The sequence below is a fragment of the Variovorax davisae genome (assembly GCF_030316845.1).
In the GTDB taxonomy this organism is placed as follows: Bacteria; Pseudomonadota; Gammaproteobacteria; order Burkholderiales; family Burkholderiaceae_C; genus Variovorax; species Variovorax davisae.
Genome location: NZ_JASZYS010000001.1, coordinates 413,747 through 433,264, shown reverse-complemented (window position 1 = coordinate 433,264; position 19,518 = coordinate 413,747). Strand labels below are relative to the sequence as shown.

General features: G+C 69.5%; 15 protein-coding genes and 1 tRNA gene. 7 read left to right on the top strand and 9 right to left on the bottom strand.

Annotated features, from left to right (window positions below; translation table 11 throughout):
- Window positions 1-61: 61 nt before the first annotated feature.
- The 3 genes from QTI33_RS02135 to QTI33_RS02125 form a co-directional block, all read right to left on the bottom strand.
- Window positions 62-3,781, bottom strand: a complete 3,720-nt coding sequence (locus QTI33_RS02135; protein WP_286504106.1) for a CHASE domain-containing hybrid sensor histidine kinase/response regulator — start codon at window positions 3,779-3,781, stop codon at window positions 62-64.
- Window positions 3,782-3,794: 13 nt separating this feature from the next.
- Window positions 3,795-4,781, bottom strand: a complete 987-nt coding sequence (locus QTI33_RS02130) for an exostosin domain-containing protein (protein WP_286504105.1) — start codon at window positions 4,779-4,781, stop codon at window positions 3,795-3,797.
- 38 nt (window positions 4,782-4,819) lie between these two features.
- Window positions 4,820-4,893, bottom strand: a tRNA-Gly gene (locus tag QTI33_RS02125).
- Between the two features lie 294 nt (window positions 4,894-5,187).
- On the opposite strand from QTI33_RS02125, the gene QTI33_RS02120 reads away from it, so the two are divergent.
- Entirely contained in the window at window positions 5,188-6,234 is a 1,047-nt protein-coding gene (locus QTI33_RS02120) for a glycosyltransferase family 2 protein (RefSeq protein ID WP_286504104.1), read from the top strand.
- Window positions 6,235-6,387: 153 nt separating this feature from the next.
- The gene (locus tag QTI33_RS02115) at window positions 6,388-7,485 is read left to right on the top strand and encodes an acyltransferase family protein (RefSeq protein WP_286504103.1); all 1,098 of its coding nucleotides are present in this window, start codon (window positions 6,388-6,390) and stop codon (window positions 7,483-7,485) included.
- A 78-nt stretch (window positions 7,486-7,563) separates the two neighbouring features.
- On the opposite strand, the gene QTI33_RS02110 is transcribed toward QTI33_RS02115, so the two are convergent.
- Together QTI33_RS02110 and QTI33_RS02105 are read right to left on the bottom strand one after the other, a co-directional pair.
- On the bottom strand, window positions 7,564-8,496 hold the full coding sequence (locus tag QTI33_RS02110) for a hypothetical protein (protein WP_286504102.1): 933 nt from the start codon (window positions 8,494-8,496) through the stop codon (window positions 7,564-7,566).
- Between the two features lie 62 nt (window positions 8,497-8,558).
- Window positions 8,559-8,831, bottom strand: coding sequence for a hypothetical protein (locus QTI33_RS02105; RefSeq protein WP_286504101.1), 273 nt, complete (start codon window positions 8,829-8,831; stop codon window positions 8,559-8,561).
- A gap of 162 nt (window positions 8,832-8,993) precedes the next feature.
- On the opposite strand from QTI33_RS02105, the gene QTI33_RS02100 reads away from it, so the two are divergent.
- Genes QTI33_RS02100 through QTI33_RS02090 form a run of 3 tightly spaced genes read left to right on the top strand, consistent with a single transcriptional unit; the run spans window position 8,994 to window position 11,268 of the window.
- On the top strand, window positions 8,994-9,890 hold the full coding sequence (locus tag QTI33_RS02100; RefSeq protein WP_286504100.1) for a S1C family serine protease: 897 nt from the start codon (window positions 8,994-8,996) through the stop codon (window positions 9,888-9,890).
- 2 nt (window positions 9,891-9,892) lie between these two features.
- Window positions 9,893-10,264, top strand: coding sequence for a response regulator transcription factor (locus QTI33_RS02095; RefSeq protein WP_286504099.1), 372 nt, complete (start codon window positions 9,893-9,895; stop codon window positions 10,262-10,264).
- Between the two features lie 8 nt (window positions 10,265-10,272).
- A complete protein-coding gene (locus tag QTI33_RS02090; RefSeq protein ID WP_286504098.1) occupies window positions 10,273-11,268 on the top strand; it encodes a S1C family serine protease in 996 nt (331 codons plus the stop codon).
- Window positions 11,269-11,404: 136 nt separating this feature from the next.
- On the opposite strand, the gene QTI33_RS02085 is transcribed toward QTI33_RS02090, so the two are convergent.
- Complete coding sequence (locus tag QTI33_RS02085) at window positions 11,405-11,761, bottom strand: hypothetical protein (RefSeq protein ID WP_286504097.1); 357 nt, start codon at window positions 11,759-11,761, stop codon at window positions 11,405-11,407.
- Between the two features lie 635 nt (window positions 11,762-12,396).
- On the opposite strand from QTI33_RS02085, the gene QTI33_RS02080 reads away from it, so the two are divergent.
- Window positions 12,397-13,416, top strand: coding sequence for a M35 family metalloendopeptidase (locus tag QTI33_RS02080; protein WP_286504096.1), 1,020 nt, complete (start codon window positions 12,397-12,399; stop codon window positions 13,414-13,416).
- On the top strand, window positions 13,413-13,844 hold the full coding sequence (locus tag QTI33_RS02075; protein ID WP_286504095.1) for a hypothetical protein: 432 nt from the start codon (window positions 13,413-13,415) through the stop codon (window positions 13,842-13,844). The genes QTI33_RS02080 and QTI33_RS02075 overlap by 4 nt, the downstream gene beginning before the upstream one ends.
- Before the next feature lie 161 nt (window positions 13,845-14,005).
- On the opposite strand, the gene QTI33_RS02070 is transcribed toward QTI33_RS02075, so the two are convergent.
- From QTI33_RS02070 to imuA, 3 genes are read right to left on the bottom strand one after another with little or no spacing between them, the layout of a single operon-like run.
- Window positions 14,006-17,356 (bottom strand): error-prone DNA polymerase, encoded by a 3,351-nt coding sequence (locus QTI33_RS02070; RefSeq protein ID WP_286504094.1) that lies wholly within the window; start codon window positions 17,354-17,356, stop codon window positions 14,006-14,008.
- Window positions 17,349-18,659, bottom strand: a complete 1,311-nt coding sequence (locus QTI33_RS02065; RefSeq protein ID WP_286504093.1) for a DNA polymerase Y subunit UmuC family protein — start codon at window positions 18,657-18,659, stop codon at window positions 17,349-17,351. The genes QTI33_RS02070 and QTI33_RS02065 overlap by 8 nt, the downstream gene beginning before the upstream one ends.
- Window positions 18,628-19,425, bottom strand: coding sequence for a translesion DNA synthesis-associated protein ImuA (imuA, locus tag QTI33_RS02060; RefSeq protein WP_286504092.1), 798 nt, complete (start codon window positions 19,423-19,425; stop codon window positions 18,628-18,630). The genes QTI33_RS02065 and imuA overlap by 32 nt, the downstream gene beginning before the upstream one ends.
- Between the last annotated feature and the right edge of the window lie 93 nt (window positions 19,426-19,518).

Below are 19,518 nucleotides of genomic sequence, written 5' to 3'. Positions count from 1 at the left end.
CCGGATGGGGGCAGCCCCTGCTTCGAACCCACCTGACTGCTTGATCTGCTGGAGCCTGCGATTATAGGTTTCGGGCCTGCCCGCCCGCGCCGGCCCCTTCGAGTATCTCGGCGGCGCGCCGGAATCGGAGCGTCTGCATCGCCCGCTCGAGGGCGCCGAAGCGCTGCTCGCCGAGGTGGGCCCGCAGCGCCGGCGCCAGTTCGTCGAGGCGCGGCAGCGCCAAGGCGCTGCGCGCGCGCAGGGCCTCGATCAGCGCCGCCAGGTCTTCGGGACGCAGCACGGACACCACCGGCTGCGGCGCCGCAGCCGGCGGCGCCGCAGCCTCCTGCAGGCCGGCCGCCCCCCCTGGGCGCGCCCGCTCGACGCAGCGCCGCACCGTGCGCATCAGCACTTCGGCATCGAAGGGCTTGCTGACGAAATCGTTCATGCCCGCCTCGAAGGCCCGGAGGCGCTCGGCCACCAGGGCGCTGGCGGTCAGCGCGATCACCGGCAGCGCGACCAGGCCGAGTTCGCCGCGGATCAGCCGGGTCGCCTCGTTGCCGTCGAGCACCGGCATGTGCACGTCCATCAGCACCACGTCGAAGGCGGCGGGCGCCGAGCGCAGCTTCTCGACCGCCTCGCGGCCGTCACCCGCCAGGCTGACCTCGGCGCCGGCGCGGGCCAGGATGTTCTGGCAGACCAGCAGGTTGACCGGGCTGTCGTCCACCACCAGCACCCGGATGTCCGCCAGGTCGGGCTGCGCGGGCGCGGGCGCCGCCGTGTCGTCGGCGATCTCCAGCGGCAGCACGACCCAGAAGTCGCTGCCCTGCCCCGGCGTGCTCGCGACGCCGATCTCGCCGCCCATCAGTTCGGCCAGCTTCTTGACGATCGACAGCCCCAGCCCGGTGCCCCCGAAGCGGCGCGTGGTGGAGGTGTCGGCCTGCGTGAAGGGCGCGAAGATGCGCTCCAGCACCTGCGCCTCGATGCCGATGCCGGTATCGACCACGGCAAAGCGCAGGCGCAGCTGCCGGCCCTGCCGCTCCTCGAGCGTCACGCACAGGCGCACCGCGCCCTCGGCCGTGAACTTGACGGCATTGCTCATCAGGTTGACGAGGATCTGGCGCAGCCGCACCTGGTCGCCGCGCAGCTGCGCCGGCAGGCCGTCCTCGAGCTCCAGCCGCAGCGCGATGTCCTTGCCGCCGGCATTGACCGAGGCCATCGCCATCACGCCGTCGAGCAGCTCCCGCAGCCTGAAGCCGGATTCGTCGAGCGCCATCTCGCCGGCCTCGATCTTCGAGATGTCGAGGACGTCGTTGATGACGCCCAGCAGCGCGCTGCTGGCGGCGTCGATCTTCTGCAGGAAATCACGCTGCGTGTCGTCCAGCCGGGTCTGGCGCAGCAGGTAGGCCAGGCCGATCACGGCGTTCAGCGGCGAGCGGATCTCGTGGCTCATGTTGGCCAGGAATTCGCTCTTGGCCCGGCTCGCCGACTCGGCCTGGGCGCTGCGCTCCTTGAGCGCCAGGTTCAGCACCTCGAGCTGCTCCTGCGCCCGCCGCATGTCGGTGACGTCCACCGCCACCGAGATGAAGCCCTGCACCACGCCGGCCTCGTCGCGGTCGGGAACGTAGTGCAGCCAGTAGTGCGCGATCGAGCCATCGGCCAGGGTGCGCGTGCGCATCACGCGCTGCTCCTCGCCGGCGAGCGCGGCGCGCATGTGGGGCTCGTTGATGCCGAACTGCTCGGGCCCGAGCAGCTCCAGCTGCGTGGTGCCGACCATCTGCTCGGCCGTGCGCCCCAGCCAGCGCTGGTAGGCGCTGTTGGCGAAGGTGCAGCGCATGTCGGTCGTCCAGTAGGCGACGATGCCCGGGATGTTGTCGGTCACGATGCGCATGAAGCGCTCGTTGCTGCGCAGCCTTTCCTCGGCCAGCTTGCGCTCCGACAGGTCGGAGCCGATCGCGATGAAGCCGACCACCGCGTTGACATCGTCGCGCAGCGGGCTCACGTTCAGGTGCACCGGCAGCCGGCGGCCGTCCTTGCGCACCCATGTCCAGTCCCGCGGATGGGCGCCGAAGCCGGCCTCGGCATGGGCGAAGACTTCGCCGACGCGCAGCGGCCGGTCGAGCCCGGCGGCGAGTGCCTCGGCCCGGGCACGGACCTCGGCCGGGTCGTGGAAGCGGATCATCTCGAAGCGGTCGACCACCTCGGCCGCCGTGTAGCCCAGCAGGGCTTCGGCCGCGGGGTTGAACAGCGTGACCACGCCGTCGACGTCGGTCGCGATGATCGCGCTCGCCGCATCCGCCAGGATGGCCCGCTCGCGCCTCGACAGCGCCACCAGCTGCGCCGTGCGTTCGCTCACCTGCTGCTCGAGGGTCGCGTTGAGCTCGAGGATGCGGGCCTTGGTGGCTTTCTCGTGCGTGATGTCGCGCACGGTCTGGGCGGCGCCGACCACGCCGCCGTCGGCAGAGCGGATCGGTGCGGCGGCCACCGAAACCGCCACCGGCATGCCGTCGCGGTGCCGGCGGAAGGTCTCGAAGGCGGCCACCGAGCGGCCTTCGGCGACATGGCGCAGCAGCGCCTCTTCCTCGTGCCGGTGGTCGGCCGGCATCAGCAGGGCGTGGGTCAGCTGCCCGATCGCCTCGTCGGCGGCGTAGCCGAAGATCTTGGCCGCGGCGTCGTTCCAGTCGGTGATCCGGCCGTCCAGGCCGCAGCCGATGATGGCGTCGTTGGAGCTGGTCACGATGGCCGCCAGCCGCGAGCGCTGTTCGCTCTCGCGCAGCTTGCGACGCTCGGTCAGCTGGCCGATGAAGGACAGCAGCGCCACCAGCAGGGCCACCGTCGCGACGATCAGGAACACCGGCCAGGGGCTGCGCAGGTTGAGCTGCTTCAGGAACTGCGGCTTGGCCACCACGTCCACGTTCCAGGTCCGCCCGTAGAGCTCCAGCGCCAACACGCTTCTGAGCTGGCCGGCCGCGGTCGGCTGCTGGGGCGAGACGAAGAAGCGATCGGGCTCGCCGCCGTCCGTCGCGTCGGCCAGGCTGATCGCGAACTGGCCACCCTCGAAGTCGAAATCCTTCAGCACCTCGGCCGGCACGACCGGCGTGTAGATCCAGCCGATGGTCTGCTCGGGCGTCCCCCGCGCCGGCAGCGACCGTCGATCGCGCTGCTTGAGCGCGTCGAGTGGCGCCTCGATCTTGTAGACCGGCAGCAGCAGCAGCACCGAACGGGGCCCGGGCGAGGCCTGCACCAGCGTGATCGGCGCCGTCATCGCGATCTCGCCGGACCGCATCGCGCGCTCGGCGGCGGCGCGGCGGCGCGGCTCCGAAGCGAGGTCGAGCCCGATCGCGGGAACAGCGGAATCGGAGGGCTCGAAGTACTGGATGACGAAGCGCTCGCCCGCGTTGGGCCCGAGCTGGTGGATGTGGAAGTCGGGCTTGCCGTCGAGGCGGGCGGCGGCGACGAAGTCCGCCTCCTGTTCGACCGGCACCCGGCGCACGAAGCCGAAGCCGCTGGACCCGGGAAACTCGCGCTCGATGTCCTGCGACGCGCTGTACTGGGCGAAGCGAAGCCGCGTGATGCCGGCCTCGCCACCGGCCGCGATCACGGCGCCGCGGGCGCCGCGCAAGCCGTATTCGAAGGCATGCATGCGGCCGGCCACCTGCTCGACCGCGCGCCGCGCCATGGCGTCGAAGCGGGTCTCGGCCAGCGACTCGTTGTAGCGGGCCTGCCAGAAGGCGGCGCCCCCGGCCACGCCAAGCCCGATGGCGAGCCACGCCAGCGAGCGCAGCGACTCCCGCAGCGTCATCGGCAGCGTCAACCTAGACCCGCAACAGCCGCTTCAGCTTGCTCGACAGGCGTTGCGGTGCGGTCCATCCGTTGGCCTTGTACATGCGGCGCGAGCGCCAGCGCTCGATGTCCTCGTCCGGCGACCCCGATCCCGCGTTGGCCCGGATGCAGCCGAGCAGCGCGTCGGCGTAGTAGGCGACCAGGAGGTCGGGGTGGAAGTGCTGCTTCCAGGCTTCGTAGGCGCGTGCGCCCATCTCCTCGTGGCGGCCGGCATGCGCCTGGAGGATCGTTTCGAGCGAGCCCAGGTCGCGCTCCCTGACGCGCAGCGAGAATGCCTGCCAGTCGGGTCCCGCCGGCTCGACGAACTCGTCGGCGAGGATGACCGGCGCGACGCCCAGCGCCATGCTCTCGAAGATCCGCAGCGAGGCCGCCGCCCATCCGCCCGGGCACAGCGAGAACTGGCCGGCGCGCAGCAACTCGACGTAGCGCAGCTTCTCGTCGGCCCCGTGGTTCAGCCAGCTTTCGGTCGACTCGATCTTGAAGCGGGTCGAGCCTGCATGGAGATCCAGCAGGCGCCCCCTCACCCGCCGGTTGGACTTGGGATTGCCGCGCCAGGTGCCCAGGAAGGCGGCCGGCCCGCGCGGGCTGCCCGCATGCGCGAGCACCTGCTCGTTGGGCTGCGACAGGAACGGCGTCGCCGCGTGCAGCGCCGGGTCGAAGCGGCTGCGCGGCAGGCAGGTGTAGATGCCGCGCAGCAAGCCCGCGGCGGCATCGTCGCCGTTGACGCTGTAGACCTTGTGGGAGAAGCGGCCGATCACCGGGTCGGCGATCAGCCGGTCGATGTAGCGCCACTCCCTGAAGGCCCAGGGCTCCTGGATCACCAGGGCATCGGCCAGGGCCGGGTCGTCTTCTTCGACCACCCCCGGGCGCTGCAGCAGCTCGGCCCGGAGGGTATCGATCAGCGCGGTGTCGGCGCTGGCCAGGGGCGTGGAATCCGGCTTCAGAAATCGAAGTTTCATGGAATGGGACCCATCGGCGCTGCCAGCGGCGCAGGAAGTGGAGCGGGTGAAGGGAATCGAACCCTCGTATGAAGCTTGGGAAGCTGCCGTTCTACCATTGAACTACACCCGCATGCTCCGACTCGTCCATGGCGACGAGCCGTCGGCCCAGGCACCGGACGACACGCTGCGTTGTGCAGCGGGCCGGTCACGTGGGCAGGAGCATTCTAGCCACCACCGCCGACCGCGCCGCGAGCCTGCGCGCCGGCCAGGCAACAAATTGACAATTTGAGATCTTTGCATACACTGCCGCGAGGAAGCGCGAAGCCGAGAGGCGGCGGCCCCCCTGCTCTGCTTTTCATGCCATTGCGGCTGGTTGGTCCCACTCCTCTTGCACATGCCCGTACCCGTCCCCGAGCCCCTGGACTTGCCGGCGCTTCCGCCAAGTCCCAAGGTCAGCATCGCGATCATCTCGTACAACTACGGCAGCTTCCTGGCCGAGTGCCTGGACAGCTGCCTGGCCCAGACGGTGCGCGTCGACGAGATCGTGGTCGTCGACGACGGATCGACCGACGACACCCAGCGCATCCTGCAGGACTACATGGCGCGTTTCCCGAGCGTCATCGGCATCCACCAGGTCAATCGCGGCATCGTCGGCGCGACCAACACGGCGCTGACGAATTGCACTGGCGACGTGGTCCTCCTTCTCGATGCCGACGACATTCTGCTTGCGCAGCGCGTCGAAAAGGTCCTGCGCGCGCTGCGCGATCCCATCGACGGGCGGCCGCCGGGATGGGTGCACCACCACCTGCTGCGCTTCACGCGCGAGCAGCCCGACCTGGGGCCGGTGCCGCGCTACGCCGAGGCGGCGCCGCAAGGCCTGCTCGCCGCCCAGGTGTTCGCCGCCGGCGGCAGCCCGGTGGCCACCCCCACCTCCGGCCTCGCCTTCAGGCGCGAATTGCTGGCGGCGATGCTGCCCTTGGACGATGGGCGCCACATGCTGCAGGACCTGCAGTTGCGCACCGGTGCCGCGCTGTTGAGCCCGCTCGCCTGGATTCCCGAGTCGCTGACGCGCTATCGGACCCACGCCACGAACAGAACGGGCGGCCTGATGGTGAATGTCGACCAGATCGGCCGCGCGCGCCGGGGCCATGCCGACCTCGACGCCTGGGTCAGGCAGGTGCTGGACAGGCACCAGCCGGGCCTGTCCTCGTCCTGGCCGTCCCTGGACCAGCAGCCAGGCTATCTCTGGCTGTGCTTCCTTTCCCGCTGGCTGTCCGGGGAACGCCGCGATTACGGACTTCTGCACAAGGTGCTGAATCATCCGGACACGCGCCGCGCGTCGAGCCAGATGCGCCTCTACTACTACAGCGGCCTGGTCTTGCCGAGGCGCGGGTTCATCGCCTTTTCGGACCTCCTGTTCGGCCTCAGCCCCCTCAAATCCTTTCTGCGCAAGGCACTGGGCCGCGCTTGAGCCGGTCCCGGTTGCGTTACATGGCCGTTGGTCTTCAATGGCGCCCCAATTTGTAATGCAAAAGTGATATAAATGTAGCATCCAGTAACCGATCGTCCGCACGGACGCGTATCGGCGCCGAACAACCGTTCCAGCCCTTGCCCCGGGAAAGAGATGACCAGAGTTCCTGAACTGACCGGCCTTCGCTGCCTCGCCGTGATGATGGTCGTGTTCGGGCATGCGAACGACACGGCGCCCAACGGGTACCACGGCTGGCTCGCGCCGCTCAGCCTGTTCTCGAGCGGGGCGATGGGCGTCCAGATCTTCTTCGTCCTCAGCGGCTTTCTGATCACCGGCATCCTGGAGGCCGAGTTCAGGAGCAGGAAGCGGATCGACCTCTGGCAGTTCTACCTGCGGCGGGCGCTGCGGATCTGGCCGGCCTTCTACGCCTTCCTCATCGTGCTGGTCCTGCTGTCGTACGCCGGCCTGATCGACATCGCCTGGCAGCAGTTCGTCTTTGCCGCCACCTACACCTGGAACTATGCGGAGATGCTGGGGGTCGGGCCGGTCAACAACGCCCACCTCGAGGGCGCCTGGTACCTCGGCCATTTCTGGAGCCTCGCGCTCGAAGAGCAGTTCTACTGGTTCTGGCCTCCGCTGCTGATCTTCATCCTGCTGCGCAAGAGCGAAAAGCTGCTTCCGGTGCTCATCCTGGCCATCCCCTTGGTCAGGGTCGCGTCCTACTTCCTGGCGCCCGGCCTTCGAGGCCAGCTGGGCATGATGCTGCACACGGGCGTCGACTCGATCCTGATCGGCTGCTACGCCTCGCTGAAGCGCGAACCGATCAAGGCCTTCCTCGATTCGGTCAAGTACCGCAATCTGCTGGTGGGCCTGCTGTTCGTCCTGATGCTGGCGCTGCCCTGGGTGAACCTGGGCCGTTACTGGTCGAACACCTACGGCACCACCTTCAACGCCGCCCTCATGGCGCTGATCATCGTCGCCCTGACCCACCTGAAGGATTTCTGGCTGTGCTGGCTGCTGCGCACCCGGGTGTTCGTCTTCGTCGGCACGATCTCGTACAGCCTCTATCTGTGGCAGCAGCTGTTCCTGCACGACGCTTCGCCCGTCACCTGGGGCTTTCCGCTCAACATCCTGCAGGCGTTCGCGGCCGCCACGCTGAGCTACTGGCTGATCGAGACGCCCTTCCTCAAGCTGAAGGACGGCCTGCACGGGCTGCGACGCTACGCGAAGCCGAGCCGGCGCGATGCATGAGGGCGTCCGGCCGGCGGGGCTGCGACCAGATGCCGTGACGCAGTCCCGCCGGCAGCAGACACTTCACGGTGATGCGAGTCACGAGATCGACGGGATTCCGTCGTCGAATTCGCCCAGCAGCCCTTGCATCTCGTCGTCGAAGCCCGCCACGGGCTGCGCCTTGGCCAGTGCCATCCAGACCGCGAAAGGCATGCGCGGCAGCGCCCGGTGCACCGCCGAGCGCGCGACCACCAGGCGCCCCTGCTGCGCGATCAGCACGCCGCATTCGAGCGGGATCTCGTCCGGCTCGCCGATCGGGCGCCCCTTGGCGTCGCAACCCAGCACGTACCAGCACTCGCCGCCCAGGTCCAGGTAGGCGGCGCGCTTGTCGGGCTTGCGCAAATCGCTCAGCAGGTCGGCCCGGTGGACCTTGACCTCGTGCACGATCGGCTGCGCATAGGCCTCCACGCTGGTGTTGCGGATCGAGAACACGTCCGGGCGGGCGATGCACCAGCGTGGCTTGTCGCCCTCGCCCGCACCGGCCAGGCGGGCCCGCAGGCTCAAGCCGCGCCAGGCCAGGCGGCCGGCGCGCGTCATCTCGCGCGCGACCTGCTCGACCAGCGCTTCGTGCCGCGACAGCGCGGCCCGGTTGACCACGCCCGTGCGCGCCAGTTGCGCGATGCCCGCATCGGTCAGGCGCAGCGTCTCGTGGCCATGGGCCGAACGCACGCGCGCCAGCAGGCCCGCGGCCAGCAGGTCGACCTCGATCGCATCGCAGCAGGGCCAACCGGCCGAGCGATGGACCTCGCGCAGCCGCCGCGCATGCAGCCGGCCGAGCGCCGAGGCGCCCGGCGGCGGGTCGGCGACCGGGGCCGGCGCACCCGGCTCAACCTGCGGCGGCTCGACCTGTGGCGGGTCGCCCGCCGGGGCGGGGGGCGGGAGAGTGGGCGGCGGCACCGGCAGGTCGGGCGCCGGCGGCGGCGGCCCGATCGGGGTGCCGGCACCGATGGACTGCATGGCGATGGCGTTCATGGCGACAGGTTAGCGAAAACCGGCGCGTGCCGGCCAGACAACCCGGCCGCGCTCCACGGCTTCTAGAACCAGTCGAGAGCCGCCGCCGCCATGAAGGCGCCGCCGACCGCCACGCTGACCCAATGCGCCACGTCGGCCACGGCATCCCAGCGACGGTAGCGCTCTTCGGCCGCGCGGGCGAAGAACTCGGCGATCGGATCGGCGCGCTCGGCGCGGTGCCCCAGCGCGGGCGCGGGCGCCGGCGCCGGCCTGGCCTCGGCGGCGCGCGTGGCGGGCGCACGCTCCCCGAGCACGGTCGCACCGCCGTTGTTCGCACCTTGAAAATTCAGCACCATGGTCGCACCTCGTCGTGCGTCGATGCTAGACCCGACGACGCTTTCTCCTCGATGAAATCGAGCGCGGGCATTGATGCGCAACCGACATGAGTGCGCCTGCCCATCCGGGCAGTTGGCGCGGGCCTTGTGGCTTCCCACAATGAAGCCATCTAAGGAGCTCCCATGTCGATCGACCCTTCTCCCCTCCCGCTGCTCGCGCAGTTGTCGAGCGCCATGGCCGCTGCCGTGGCCCATGCCGCGCGCAGCGTGGTCGCGGTGCAGTCGGTGCCACCGGGGCGGCTGCGCGCCACCGGCTTCGCCTGGCGCGACGGCCTGATCGTGACCTGCGAGGAGGCGATACCCGACGACGTGGCGCTGGCCGTCAGCCTGCCCGATGGCAGCCACGCGGCCGCGACGCTGGTCGGCCGCGATCCCGCCACCGACGTCGCGCTGCTGCGCATCACAGGCGCCTCGCCCACGCCCGTGGTCTTCGATGCCCAGCCGGTGCAGAGCGGCGCCATCGCGCTCGGCGTCGGCGCTGCCGATGGCGCCACGGTCGCGGCCGCCGGCATCGTGGCGCTGGCCGGCCCAGCCTGGCGCAGCCTGCGCGGCGGCGACATCGACACCCGGATCGAACTCGACCTGCGCCTGCGGCGCAGCGCCGAAGGCGGCCTGGCGCTGGATGCGCACGGCCGGGCCATCGGCATGACGGTGTTCGGCCCGCGCCGCCGCGTGCTGGTGATCCCGGGCCCGACGATCGAGCGCGTGGCCGGCCTGCTGGCAGCCCACGGCCGGGTGCCGCGCGGCTACCTCGGCCTGGCGCTGCAAGCGGTGAAGGTCGAGCCGGCGGGCTCCGGCGCCATGGTGATGGGCGTAGCCCCCGGCGGCCCCGGCGCGGCCGCCGGGCTGCGCCAGGGCGACCTGCTGCTGGCCTGGAACGGCGAGCCGGTGCACGGCGTGCGACGGCTGCTGCGCGCGCTCGGGCCGGGCAGCGTCGGCAGCCTGGCCCGGCTGTCGCTGCAGCGCGGCGGCGAGCCGCTCGAAGCGCAGCTCACCGTGGGCGAAAGGCCGGCCGATTGAGCATGACGACCGCGCCGGACCCGATCGTGATCGCACTCGACATCGCCGACCCGCGATTGTCCGAGCGCCTGCTCGCGCTGCTGGCGCCGCTGCCCGAACTGCGGCTGGCGCGGCCCGGCGAGCCGGCCGACCTGCGGCTGGCGGCGGCCGGTGCGCAGGCGGCGCCCGAGCCCGACACGGCCCTGACCCGGCGCGAACTCGAAGTGCTGGACCTGCTGGCCGAGGGCGCCTCGAACAAGGGCATCGCGCGCCGGCTGGGCATCTCGGTCCACACCGCCAAGTTCCACGTCGGCTCGCTGCTCGACAAGCTCGATGCCACCGGCCGCACCGACGCCGTGGCCCAGGCCGTGCGCCAGGGCGTCATCCATCTTTGAGGAACCCCATGTTCGACGAACGCCCTGCCACCGATGCCGCCGACGAGAGCGGCCTGCCCGAGGCGCCGCGGGAGGCGCTGCTCGACGCCTACTCGCGCGCGGTGTCGGGCGTGGCCGACAGCGTCGGTCCCGCGGTGGTGCGGGTGCAGAGCGGGCCGCCCGGACGGCGCGGCGGGCTGGGCTCGGGCGTGGTCATCGCGGGCGATGGACTGGTGCTCACCAACAGCCACGTGGTGGCCGGCGCCCGGCGCGTGCGCATCGGCCTGGCGGAGGGCGGCGACAGCGAGGCCGAGGTGCTGGGCGACGATCCGGCCACCGACCTGGCGCTGCTGCGGGTGGCGCTTCCGCGCGGCGCGGCGGCCGCGTCGCTGGGCGATTCGAAGCGGCTGCAGCGTGGCCACCTGGTGGTGGCGATCGGCAATCCGCTCGGGTTCGAATCGACCATCACGGCCGGCATCGTGTCGGCGCTCGGCCGCTCGCTGCGCTCTCAGAGCGGGCACCTGATCGACGACGTGATCCAGACCGACGTGGCGCTCAATCCCGGCAACTCCGGCGGTGCGCTGGTGGCCGCGTCCGGGCAGGTGGTGGGCATCAACACCGCCATGATCGCCGGCGCCCAGGGGCTGGCCTTCGCGGTCTCCAGCAACACCGCGCGCTTCGTGATCGGGGAATTCATCGCCCACGGCCGGGTGCGGCGCGCGCACCTGGGCATCGCGGCGCAGACGGTGCCGCTGCCGCGCCGCGTCGCACGCCTGATCCACGCCGGCACCCACGCGGTGCGGATCGGCGAGCTGCAGCCCGGCGGCGCCGCCGAGCGGGCCGGCCTGCGCCAGGGCGACCTGCTGGTGGCGCTGGACGGCGTGACGATCGCGGGCGCCGACGACCTGCTGCGCCTGCTCGGCGCCGAGCGGATCGGGCGCCCGGTCGAGGTGTCGCTGCTGCGCGAGGGCCGCCTGATGACCCGCACGGTCACGGCGCAGGAGCGCGTGCAGCCGGCGGCCTAAAAGCTTTTTTTGCCTGCCAGTGAATGCACCCTCACCCGGTGCTTCAGCGATCAAACGGGATGCGGCGGCTCGAACGGGTTGGACGACCTGACGTGGTCGAGGCGGCCGCAAGAAGCGCCCAAGCCCTCACCACACATCAGTGAATCACCTTCCGCGCCGCGTGAATCGCCTTTTCCAACGTCTGGATTCGCCGATCCATCTCGGCATTGATCAACTCCATCAAGGCCGTCAGCCCCCGGGGCTCGCCAAGATACTCCTCGACGTTCAGCATGTTGAGGGGCTTCAGGAAGTCATGGACGCAGCCGTAAGCGCGATGCGCCCAGCGCAGGTTGTTGAACTCGTCCTCGACGAGCAACGCCGCCGAGCTGGCTGCCTTGTTCCTTGCTTGCTTCTTGGTCTTGGCGCTTTTGGCCGGGTCGTCACCGGCGACTTTGCGCTTGATGCCTTTTGACTTGGCGGATGTCGTCTCCGCCGTGCGAACGGTCTTGGCCATTTTTTGGGTCTCCCTGATTGCGGCAACTTCAACCGCCGCCCGCTCGAAGGAGGGGCGGCGGCTCGGACGGGTTGGAAGACCGGGGACGTTGCTACGAGAAAACCGGCAGGGCTTGCGCCCTCCCGCCCGAGCCGCCTAAAAGGGGCCGAGCGGCGAGAAGCCGCAGGCCATAGAGGCAACTGCAGCTTCCGCCATAGCGACGTCATTCGCGGGCTTCCAAACCCGATCGCGCCCTTGTCGACGCGACGCGCGCAGTATGCCTGCGCCGCTACCGCAAGCGCACGCAATCAAGCACCGACCCGATCCGAACCTTCGTCCGAAACTTCTGCGCCTAGCCTTCGCCGTATTTCGCAGGCATCGCCCTCGCCGGCAGTCGCCAGGGTTGCTCGTCGAAGTCCCCATCCGACGCCACCTGAACGCTGTAGCCCGGTTCGACCGCAAGCTCGCTGATACGCACCCTATCCATCGGGAAGCTTTGGGTCTGTCACCACGACAAGGCCTGCGCTCGCGTGGGAAACGCCTGAAATCCTGAGTCAAGGCCAAAACCCGCGTATCAAGGGCTGATCATCTACCGCCCAACCACGCAGCTCGAATGATCGGCTGCCCTCGACGCCCGTAAAAGAGGGAGAAAAGAAATGATGAGAAAGATGGTCGTCGTCGGCGACCGCCCGGCACCGGGTGGGGCCGTGCTGCCCTACAGCAGCCGCGAGTACAGCCTGCATGGACATCAAGTGGCACTCATCGGCGGGCGCGCCTACTGCGAGGGTTGCAACAGCGTGGGCATCATCGCGAAGGCGGGCGGGCCCCGCCGCATGGAGTTCATCTCCGAAGTGGCCCTGGAGGGCGACGTGGTGATCTGCCATTGCCCCCTTCCGCCGCCAATCATCGCGACGCTCGTGCACACCTCATGGTTCGAAGACATGGGTGGCGGCGCTGGCGAACTGGAGCCCCATATGCTCGCGCCGGGGTGGCTGAGCGCGGACAGATCCACGATGGCCGCAAGCAAGCGGCTCGTCGATTCGGAGGTGACGTACCCACCTGAGGCTGAGCAGACGGAGAACATCTGTCCGAACATGACCAATCGAGAGTTCTGCGACAGGATTCTGAAGACGCGTGACGATGCAGTCACACTGATCTCACAACGGCTCGGTGAACTTGATCGCTGGGACTCACGCGCGCAAGTCCGTGTGAAGAAGTGGTTCGGTCACTCAAGCGAAGACATTCGTGTCTACTTGCGCAAGGGAGTGATGGCCTGCGATCGCGTGCTTAGAGGGCTAGAGGCCGAGAACTTCGTTAGGTATTCAGCCGGCCACTCAAAATACCTTGGATGTACCTTCCCAAGCAACGCCGATGGAGGCACCGTCGCCGCCGTTTGCAAGCCGGATCTGTCAACGCGCACTATCGCGATTGCTCCCAAGTTTTGCGACATGGCGCAGAATATTGTGAGATTCGGCACTCAGACCATTCTCCTCGGCGACACCCAACTCCTGACGTTGGTCCACGAAGTCACGCACTTCGACGACACCTTCAGCTCGCACGACACCTGGTACACCAGCAGGCAATCACTCGCGCAAGCGAAGTTGATCGAGAATCGCGCCGCCCTTCTGTCCAACGCAGACAGCATTGCCTCCTACATCGTCGGGGTGGAAGAATGATCAACAAGAAGACCATCATCAGCCTGTCATGCCTGCTGGCAACCTCATTCGCTCTCGCGTGCAGGCCCGGCGACCTGGAACATGAAGTTCACTTGAGCCCTGGCAGCTCAACATTGGACGTTGCACAAATTCGCTCCCTCGCGGAGTGGTACTCGATCTGGAAAACCGGAGAAAACGCGTCACTGGGGATCGATTACTTGTGGATCTTCGCGAAGGTGGAAAAAGGAAACTCCCGAAGCAAGCGTCTAGCCCAGGCGCGCGTCTCGCGCATCGTTCGATTGATCGAGCAGGGCGACCCGAATCACTCCCCCGTTCGCAAATCCATAGCCGAGTCAAGCATCGCATCGCCGACTTTCCAAGACACGGTCGATGTGATTGCAATAGGCATACAGCCAGCCTGCACGAGAACTCAGTCGTGTTGCCCGTAGCGGCGCGAGCAGGGCGGCGAAAAGCTGAGGCGGCAGCGCGAACATGCGGTCATGCGACTCATTGGCGATCTCCAGTGCAGCGCAACCCGGGAGGAAATGGCCCACGAATTCCCATGTCACGCGAGTGACCTTGGCTAAGAGGCAGAGGCAGCCAGGCTGGCCTAGTGGAAGTCGCGGCTCCTGTTGCTGTCCGCCAGCCGCCCGAGCAGCGGCGTCAGGTCCTTGAAGCCGGTCGCCACCAGGTGGCGCACCTCGCCGCCGCTGTCGACGTCGCGCTGCCAAGTGCCCTGCACCGCCAGCAGATGCGACTTGAGCAGCGGCTCGCGCCAGGCCTCGACCACGTGGCTCCAGACGATCACGTTGACGTTGCCGGTCTCGTCCTCGAGGGTGACGAAGATCGTGCCGTTGGCGGTCTGCGGGCGCTGGCGGCCCTTGACGATGCCGCAGGCCCGCACGGTCTGGCCGCTGGGCAGCGGGCGCAGCTGCTCGGCACTCATGAGCCGCATGCGCGCCAGCCGCGGACGCAGCAGCGCCAGCGGATGGCGGCGCAGGGTGAGGCCGAGCGCGGCGTAGTCGCCGACGATCTCCTCGCCCTCGGGCGCGGCCGGCAACCGCAAGGCCGGCTCGTCGATCGGCACGCCCTTGAGCAAGGCCGGCGCGCGGCGCTGCGCGGTCGCCTCCCACACCTGCTGGCGGCGATGGCCCGACAGCGCCATCAGGGCATCGGCCGCGGCCAGCGCCGCCATGTCCCGGGCGTCCAGTTCGGCGCGCAACGCCAGGTCTTCGGTGCTGGTGAAGGGCGCTTGGGCGCGTGCCGCCAGCAGGCGCTTCGCACCCGCATCGCTGAGGCTTGAAACGCGGCGCAGGCCCAGGCGCACGGCCGGCTGGTTGTCGTTGCCCAGGCGTTCGGCGTGGCGCGCATCGGTGCCGGGGGGCATGCGCGGCGCATCGGGGGCGCGCGCCTCGAGCGTGCTGTCCATGTCGCTGGCCGTGACGTCGACCGGCCGCACCTCGACGCCATGGCGCCGCGCATCCTGCACCAGCTGCGATGGGCTGTAGAAGCCCATCGGCTGGGCATCGAGCAGCGCAGCCAGGAAGCAGGCGGGTTCGTGGCGCTTGAGCCAGGCGCTGACGCAGACCAGCAGGGCGAAGCTGGCGGCGTGGCTTTCGGGGAAGCCGTAGTCGCCGAAGCCGAGGATCTGCTTGAAGATCGCCTCGGCGAAGGCGGGCTTGTACCCTCTGCCAGTCATGCCGTCCACCAGCTTGTCGTGGAACTTGCCGAGTCCGCCCTTGCGCTTCCACGCGGCCATGGCGCGGCGCAGCTGGTCGGCCTCGTCGGCCGTGAACCCGGCCGCGATCATCGCGATCTGCATCACCTGCTCCTGGAAGATCGGCACGCCCAGCGTGCGCGCCAGGGCGGGCCGCAGTTCCTCCTTCTCGTAATGGATCGGCAACCCCTTGCTCACCCGCTCGCGCTGCTTCAGGTAGGGGTGCACCATGCCGCCTTGTATCGGTCCGGGCCGGACGATCGCGACCTCGATCACCAGGTCTTCATAGGTGCGCGGCTTGAGGCGCGGCAGCATCGACATCTGGGCCCGGCTTTCGATCTGGAATACGCCGACGGTGTCGGCGTCGCAGACCATGTCGAACACCTTCGGATCGTCGTTCGGCACCTGGTGCATCTCGGTGGTGCTGCCGCGCCAGCGGTTCATGAGCTCGAGCCCGCGGCGGATGGCGCTCAGCATGCCCAGCGCGAGCACGTCGACCTTGAGCATGCCGATGGCCTCGAGGTCGTCCTTCTCCCACTGGATGACCGAGCGGTCCTTCATCGACGCCTTCTCGACCGGCACCAGGCGCGTGAGCCGGGTGTGGGTGAGCACGAAGCCGCCGACGTGCTGGCTCAGGTGGCGCGGGAAGCCCTTGAGGGTGACGGTGAGATCGATCCACTGCTGCAGCTTGAGTGCGTCTTCCCGGACGCCCGCGCGCTCGCCCGCCGCCTGCAGCTGCTCGCCGAGCACGGTCTCGTCGAACCAGTAGTGGTCCTTGGCGAATTCGTCGACCAGCCGGGCGTCGATGCCGAGCGCCTTGCCGACGTCGCGCAATGCGCTGCGGGAGCGGTAGCAGATCACGACCGCGGCGATGGCGGCCCGCTCGCGGCCGTATTTCTCGTAGATGTACTGGATCACCACTTCGCGCCGCTGGTGCTCGAAGTCGACATCGATGTCGGGCGGCTCCTTGCGGTGCCGGCTCAGGAAACGCTCGAACAGCAGGGTGCCCTTGTCGGGATCGATCGCGGTGATGCCCAGGCAATAGCAGACCGCCGAGTTGGCCGAGGAGCCGCGGCCCTGGCAAAGGATGTTCTGCGAACGCGCGAAACGCACGATGTCCTCGACCGTGAGGAAGAACATCTCGTAGTCGAGTTCGTGGATCAGCGCCAGTTCGCGCTCGACCTGGAGGCGCACCGGCTCGGGAATGCCCGAGGGATATCGCGCGCGCGCGCCCTCCCAGGTCTTGCGTGCCAGCGTCTGCGCCGGCGTCTCGCCGGCCCCCAGGCTTTCGAGCGGGTACTTGTAGTTCTCGCGGATCACCTCGGGATCGAAGCGGCAGCGATCGGCCACGACCAAGGTGTTGGCGAGCATCCCGGCCGTGTAGAGCCCGGCCAGCCGCACGCGCGGGCGCAGATAGCGCTCGGCATTGGGCTGCAAGGCAAAGCCGCAGTCGGCCACGGTCCGGCCTTCGCGCACCGCGGTCAGCACGTCGTGCAGCGGCTTGCGCGAGCGCGAATGCATGTGGACGTCGCCGGCCGCCACCAGCGGCACGCCGGCGCGCTGGCCGGCCTCGAACAGCGCGACGAACCAGAGGTCGTCGTCGAGTTCGTTCGGCAGTTCCAGGGCCAGCCAGAGATTGCCGCCGAACAGCGCCTTGGCGGCCCCCAGGTCGGCATGCAGCGCATCGGCATCGACCGCTGCGCCGGGCGCGCGATCCGGCACCAGGAGCACCTGGCAGCGCTGCAGCGAGGCCACGTCGCTGCCCTCCCAGCTCACGCGGTACTCGCCCTTGGGCAACTCGGTCGTGCGCGCCGCGGTGATGAACTCGCACAGGTTGCCCCAGCCCTCGGTGTCGTTGGCGATCACCACCAGCCGGAAGCGCTCGAAGCGGAACTCGCTGCCGAACAGCAGGCGGAAATCCGGGTGGCGCGGAATCGGCGGCTCTTCGGGATGCTCGCGCTCCCAGGCATCGAGCTTGGCCGGGAGTTCACGCAGGCCCACATGGGCCCGCACCACGCCGGCCACCGAGCATTCGTCGGTGATCGCCAGCGCCGCATAGCCGAGCTGATAGGCGCGCTCGACCATTTCCTCGGGGGTGGAAGCGCCGCGCTGGAAGCTGAAGTTGGTCAGGCCATGCAGTTCGGCATAGTCCGGCAGCCCCGGCACCGGCGCATCGCGCTGCGGCAGCGGGTGCACCTCGCCGAGCGTGAGCGAGCGGATCTTCTTGTCGCTGAGTTCAGGCATAGAGGCCTTGGAGGTACCAGTGCACCTCGCCCTCTGAAAAGCAGGCGGTCGGGCGCTCGCGGAAGATCCAGACCAGTCCGGCTTCGGGGCTCTCGGCGACGTAGTAGTCGCGCACCGCGGGCCGGCCGCCCTCCCCCACGCCGCCCCACCAGCCGGCCTCGACCCGCTGGGGCCCGATCAGCTTGCGCAGCGGTCCGCGGTAGCACGGACGCTCGCCGTCCATCTCGAGGCGCAGGGGTTCGGGCAGCAGCCACGCCGGGTAGATCGCATCGGCCGGAGATGGCGATGGAGCCACTGCCTTGCCCGCCGTGCGCAGCGCCGGCTGCCAGGACTGCCGGCGCTCGGGCCGGTGATCGGCCTGCGCCACCGCGCGCAGCACCTGCTGCGGGCCGAGCCGCGCGCTGAGCCGCTCGACCAGCTCGTGCAGCTTGTCGCCCTTGCGGTTGTCCTCGGGCAGGAAGCTGGTGCTGGCCCCGGCCCAGGGCGTGGTGTCGAGGGTGCGCAGGCGCAGCCAGCTCGCCGGTGCGGCCAGCGTGGTGAGCGCGAGTTTCTCGGCCATCAGGCGGCGCAGGTGCGCCATGTCCTGCGTCGGCTCGGCCGTGCGCACCACGATCTGCTGGTGCGGCGGCAGGTCGACGCCATTGAAGCGCTTGAGGTCGAGCGTCCATTGCAGTTCGAGCGACACCGCGCCGCGCTGCCGGGCGCGCAGCCAGATCGAGAGCGCCGCGAGCAGCCGGTTGGCCGACCACATGAGCTCGCTGGCGCCCTCGGCCAGCGCGGGCAGCTCCAGCTTCTGCTCGAACACGTCGGGCAGCGTCAGCCAGCGATGGCTTTCGGGACCCAGGCCCCAGGCCGCATCGAGCGCCGCGCGCAGTTCCTTGCCGAAGCGGCGCGTGAGGCCGCCGCGCGGCAGCGCCGCCACCTCGCCCCAGGTGCGGCAGCCGAGGTGCGCCAGCACGCCGAGGTGCTCGTGCGCGGCACTCAGCGTGTCGAGCGGCAGGCCCGCGGGCAGGTCGACCGGCGGCTGCTGGCCGCGCGCGAACATGCGCAGCCGCGCGAGCGCGACCAGGCTGGTCGCGCCCTGCACCTGCCGCACACGCTGCGGCGCCGCCGGATTGAGGCTGGCGATCTGCCGCATCAGGCCCAGCCGCCCACCCCACAGGCGCTCGCAGGTCGACACCTCGAGCAGCAGGGCCTCGTCGACCCAGGCGACGCGCGGCGTGAACTGCAGCGCCCACCAGCCGAGCGCTTCATCGGACGGCTGCTGCACTTCAGGCGGCCAATGCAATGCGATCCAGTGCATGCCGTTTTCCTGAAAAAATCTCGAGGCGCACCACCGTCGCACCTTCGCCGGCCTGCCCCACGCCTTCTTGTTGCCGCAGCAGCTTGCGCCGCAACTGGTTCGCGGCCAGCAGCGCCGTCATGCGCCGGCTGCGCGCCGGCAGCTGGATCGGCGAGGCCAGCGGCGGACCGCGGCGCTTGAGGATGTGGACATCGATCTGCGTCCGGTCGTCCTCGCAGGCCATCAGTTGCAGCCGCAGGCGCGCCGGCGAGGTGGACGCCGCCGCGCTCGCCGGCCGGAACACGAACAGCAGCGACTCGTGCTGCGCCGCCGCCAGCTGCAGCCGCCGCAATTCGCCCACCCGCGCCTGCGGCAGCCAGGCCAGCACGGCGGCCACGTCGGCGCAGCGCAGCGCCTGTTCGCAGGCCCAGAGCCGGGCGGCGGGCGCCTCGCTGCGCACCCACAGCAGTGCCTCGATCGGCAGGCCCGCGGCCGCCAGCGAGGGACCGAAGGGTTCGTGCGGTGCGCCAATCAGCACCACCGGGCCGGTACCGCCCTGAACGGCCTGCGCCAGGGCGGGCAGCAGCAGTTGCCACGCATGCGCCTCGGGCGCCGACTGCAGCAGTTCGGTCATGGCCCCGACCGGCCAGCCGCCGCCGGGCAGTTGGGCGTCGAGCGCGGCATGGCCGGTGCCGATGACCTGTGCATCGGCCAGGCCCAACTCGTCCGCACGCCAGACCTTGTGGCGCGCGGAGGAGGAGAAAGGGTCGAGAGAAGGGAGGCCCATGATGGATCGAGAAGACTGTATTTTTATACAGTATTCTCTGCGTCATGGAAGGATTTTTTGTAAGGAGTGCATAGTCCGGTGTGGCTTCTTCCC

What these genes read in the sequence shown, in the direction of transcription:
- QTI33_RS02130 (WP_286504105.1), bottom strand. Translation starts at nt 4,781, where the DNA reads ATGAAACTTCGATTTCTGAAGCCGGATTCCACGCCCCTGGCCAGCGCC.
- QTI33_RS02110 (WP_286504102.1), bottom strand. Translation starts at nt 8,496, where the DNA reads ATGAACGCCATCGCCATGCAGTCCATCGGTGCCGGCACCCCGATCGGG.
- QTI33_RS02135 (WP_286504106.1), bottom strand. Translation starts at nt 3,781, where the DNA reads ATGACGCTGCGGGAGTCGCTGCGCTCGCTGGCGTGGCTCGCCATCGGG.
- QTI33_RS02070 (WP_286504094.1), bottom strand. Translation starts at nt 17,356, where the DNA reads ATGCCTGAACTCAGCGACAAGAAGATCCGCTCGCTCACGCTCGGCGAG.
- QTI33_RS02080 (WP_286504096.1), top strand. Translation starts at nt 12,397, where the DNA reads ATGATGAGAAAGATGGTCGTCGTCGGCGACCGCCCGGCACCGGGTGGG.
- QTI33_RS02095 (WP_286504099.1), top strand. Translation starts at nt 9,893, where the DNA reads ATGACGACCGCGCCGGACCCGATCGTGATCGCACTCGACATCGCCGAC.
- QTI33_RS02075 (WP_286504095.1), top strand. Translation starts at nt 13,413, where the DNA reads ATGATCAACAAGAAGACCATCATCAGCCTGTCATGCCTGCTGGCAACC.
- QTI33_RS02115 (WP_286504103.1), top strand. Translation starts at nt 6,388, where the DNA reads ATGACCAGAGTTCCTGAACTGACCGGCCTTCGCTGCCTCGCCGTGATG.
- QTI33_RS02100 (WP_286504100.1), top strand. Translation starts at nt 8,994, where the DNA reads ATGTCGATCGACCCTTCTCCCCTCCCGCTGCTCGCGCAGTTGTCGAGC.
- QTI33_RS02090 (WP_286504098.1), top strand. Translation starts at nt 10,273, where the DNA reads ATGTTCGACGAACGCCCTGCCACCGATGCCGCCGACGAGAGCGGCCTG.
- QTI33_RS02105 (WP_286504101.1), bottom strand. Translation starts at nt 8,831, where the DNA reads ATGGTGCTGAATTTTCAAGGTGCGAACAACGGCGGTGCGACCGTGCTC.
- QTI33_RS02085 (WP_286504097.1), bottom strand. Translation starts at nt 11,761, where the DNA reads ATGGCCAAGACCGTTCGCACGGCGGAGACGACATCCGCCAAGTCAAAA.
- imuA (WP_286504092.1), bottom strand. Translation starts at nt 19,425, where the DNA reads ATGGGCCTCCCTTCTCTCGACCCTTTCTCCTCCTCCGCGCGCCACAAG.
- QTI33_RS02065 (WP_286504093.1), bottom strand. Translation starts at nt 18,659, where the DNA reads ATGCACTGGATCGCATTGCATTGGCCGCCTGAAGTGCAGCAGCCGTCC.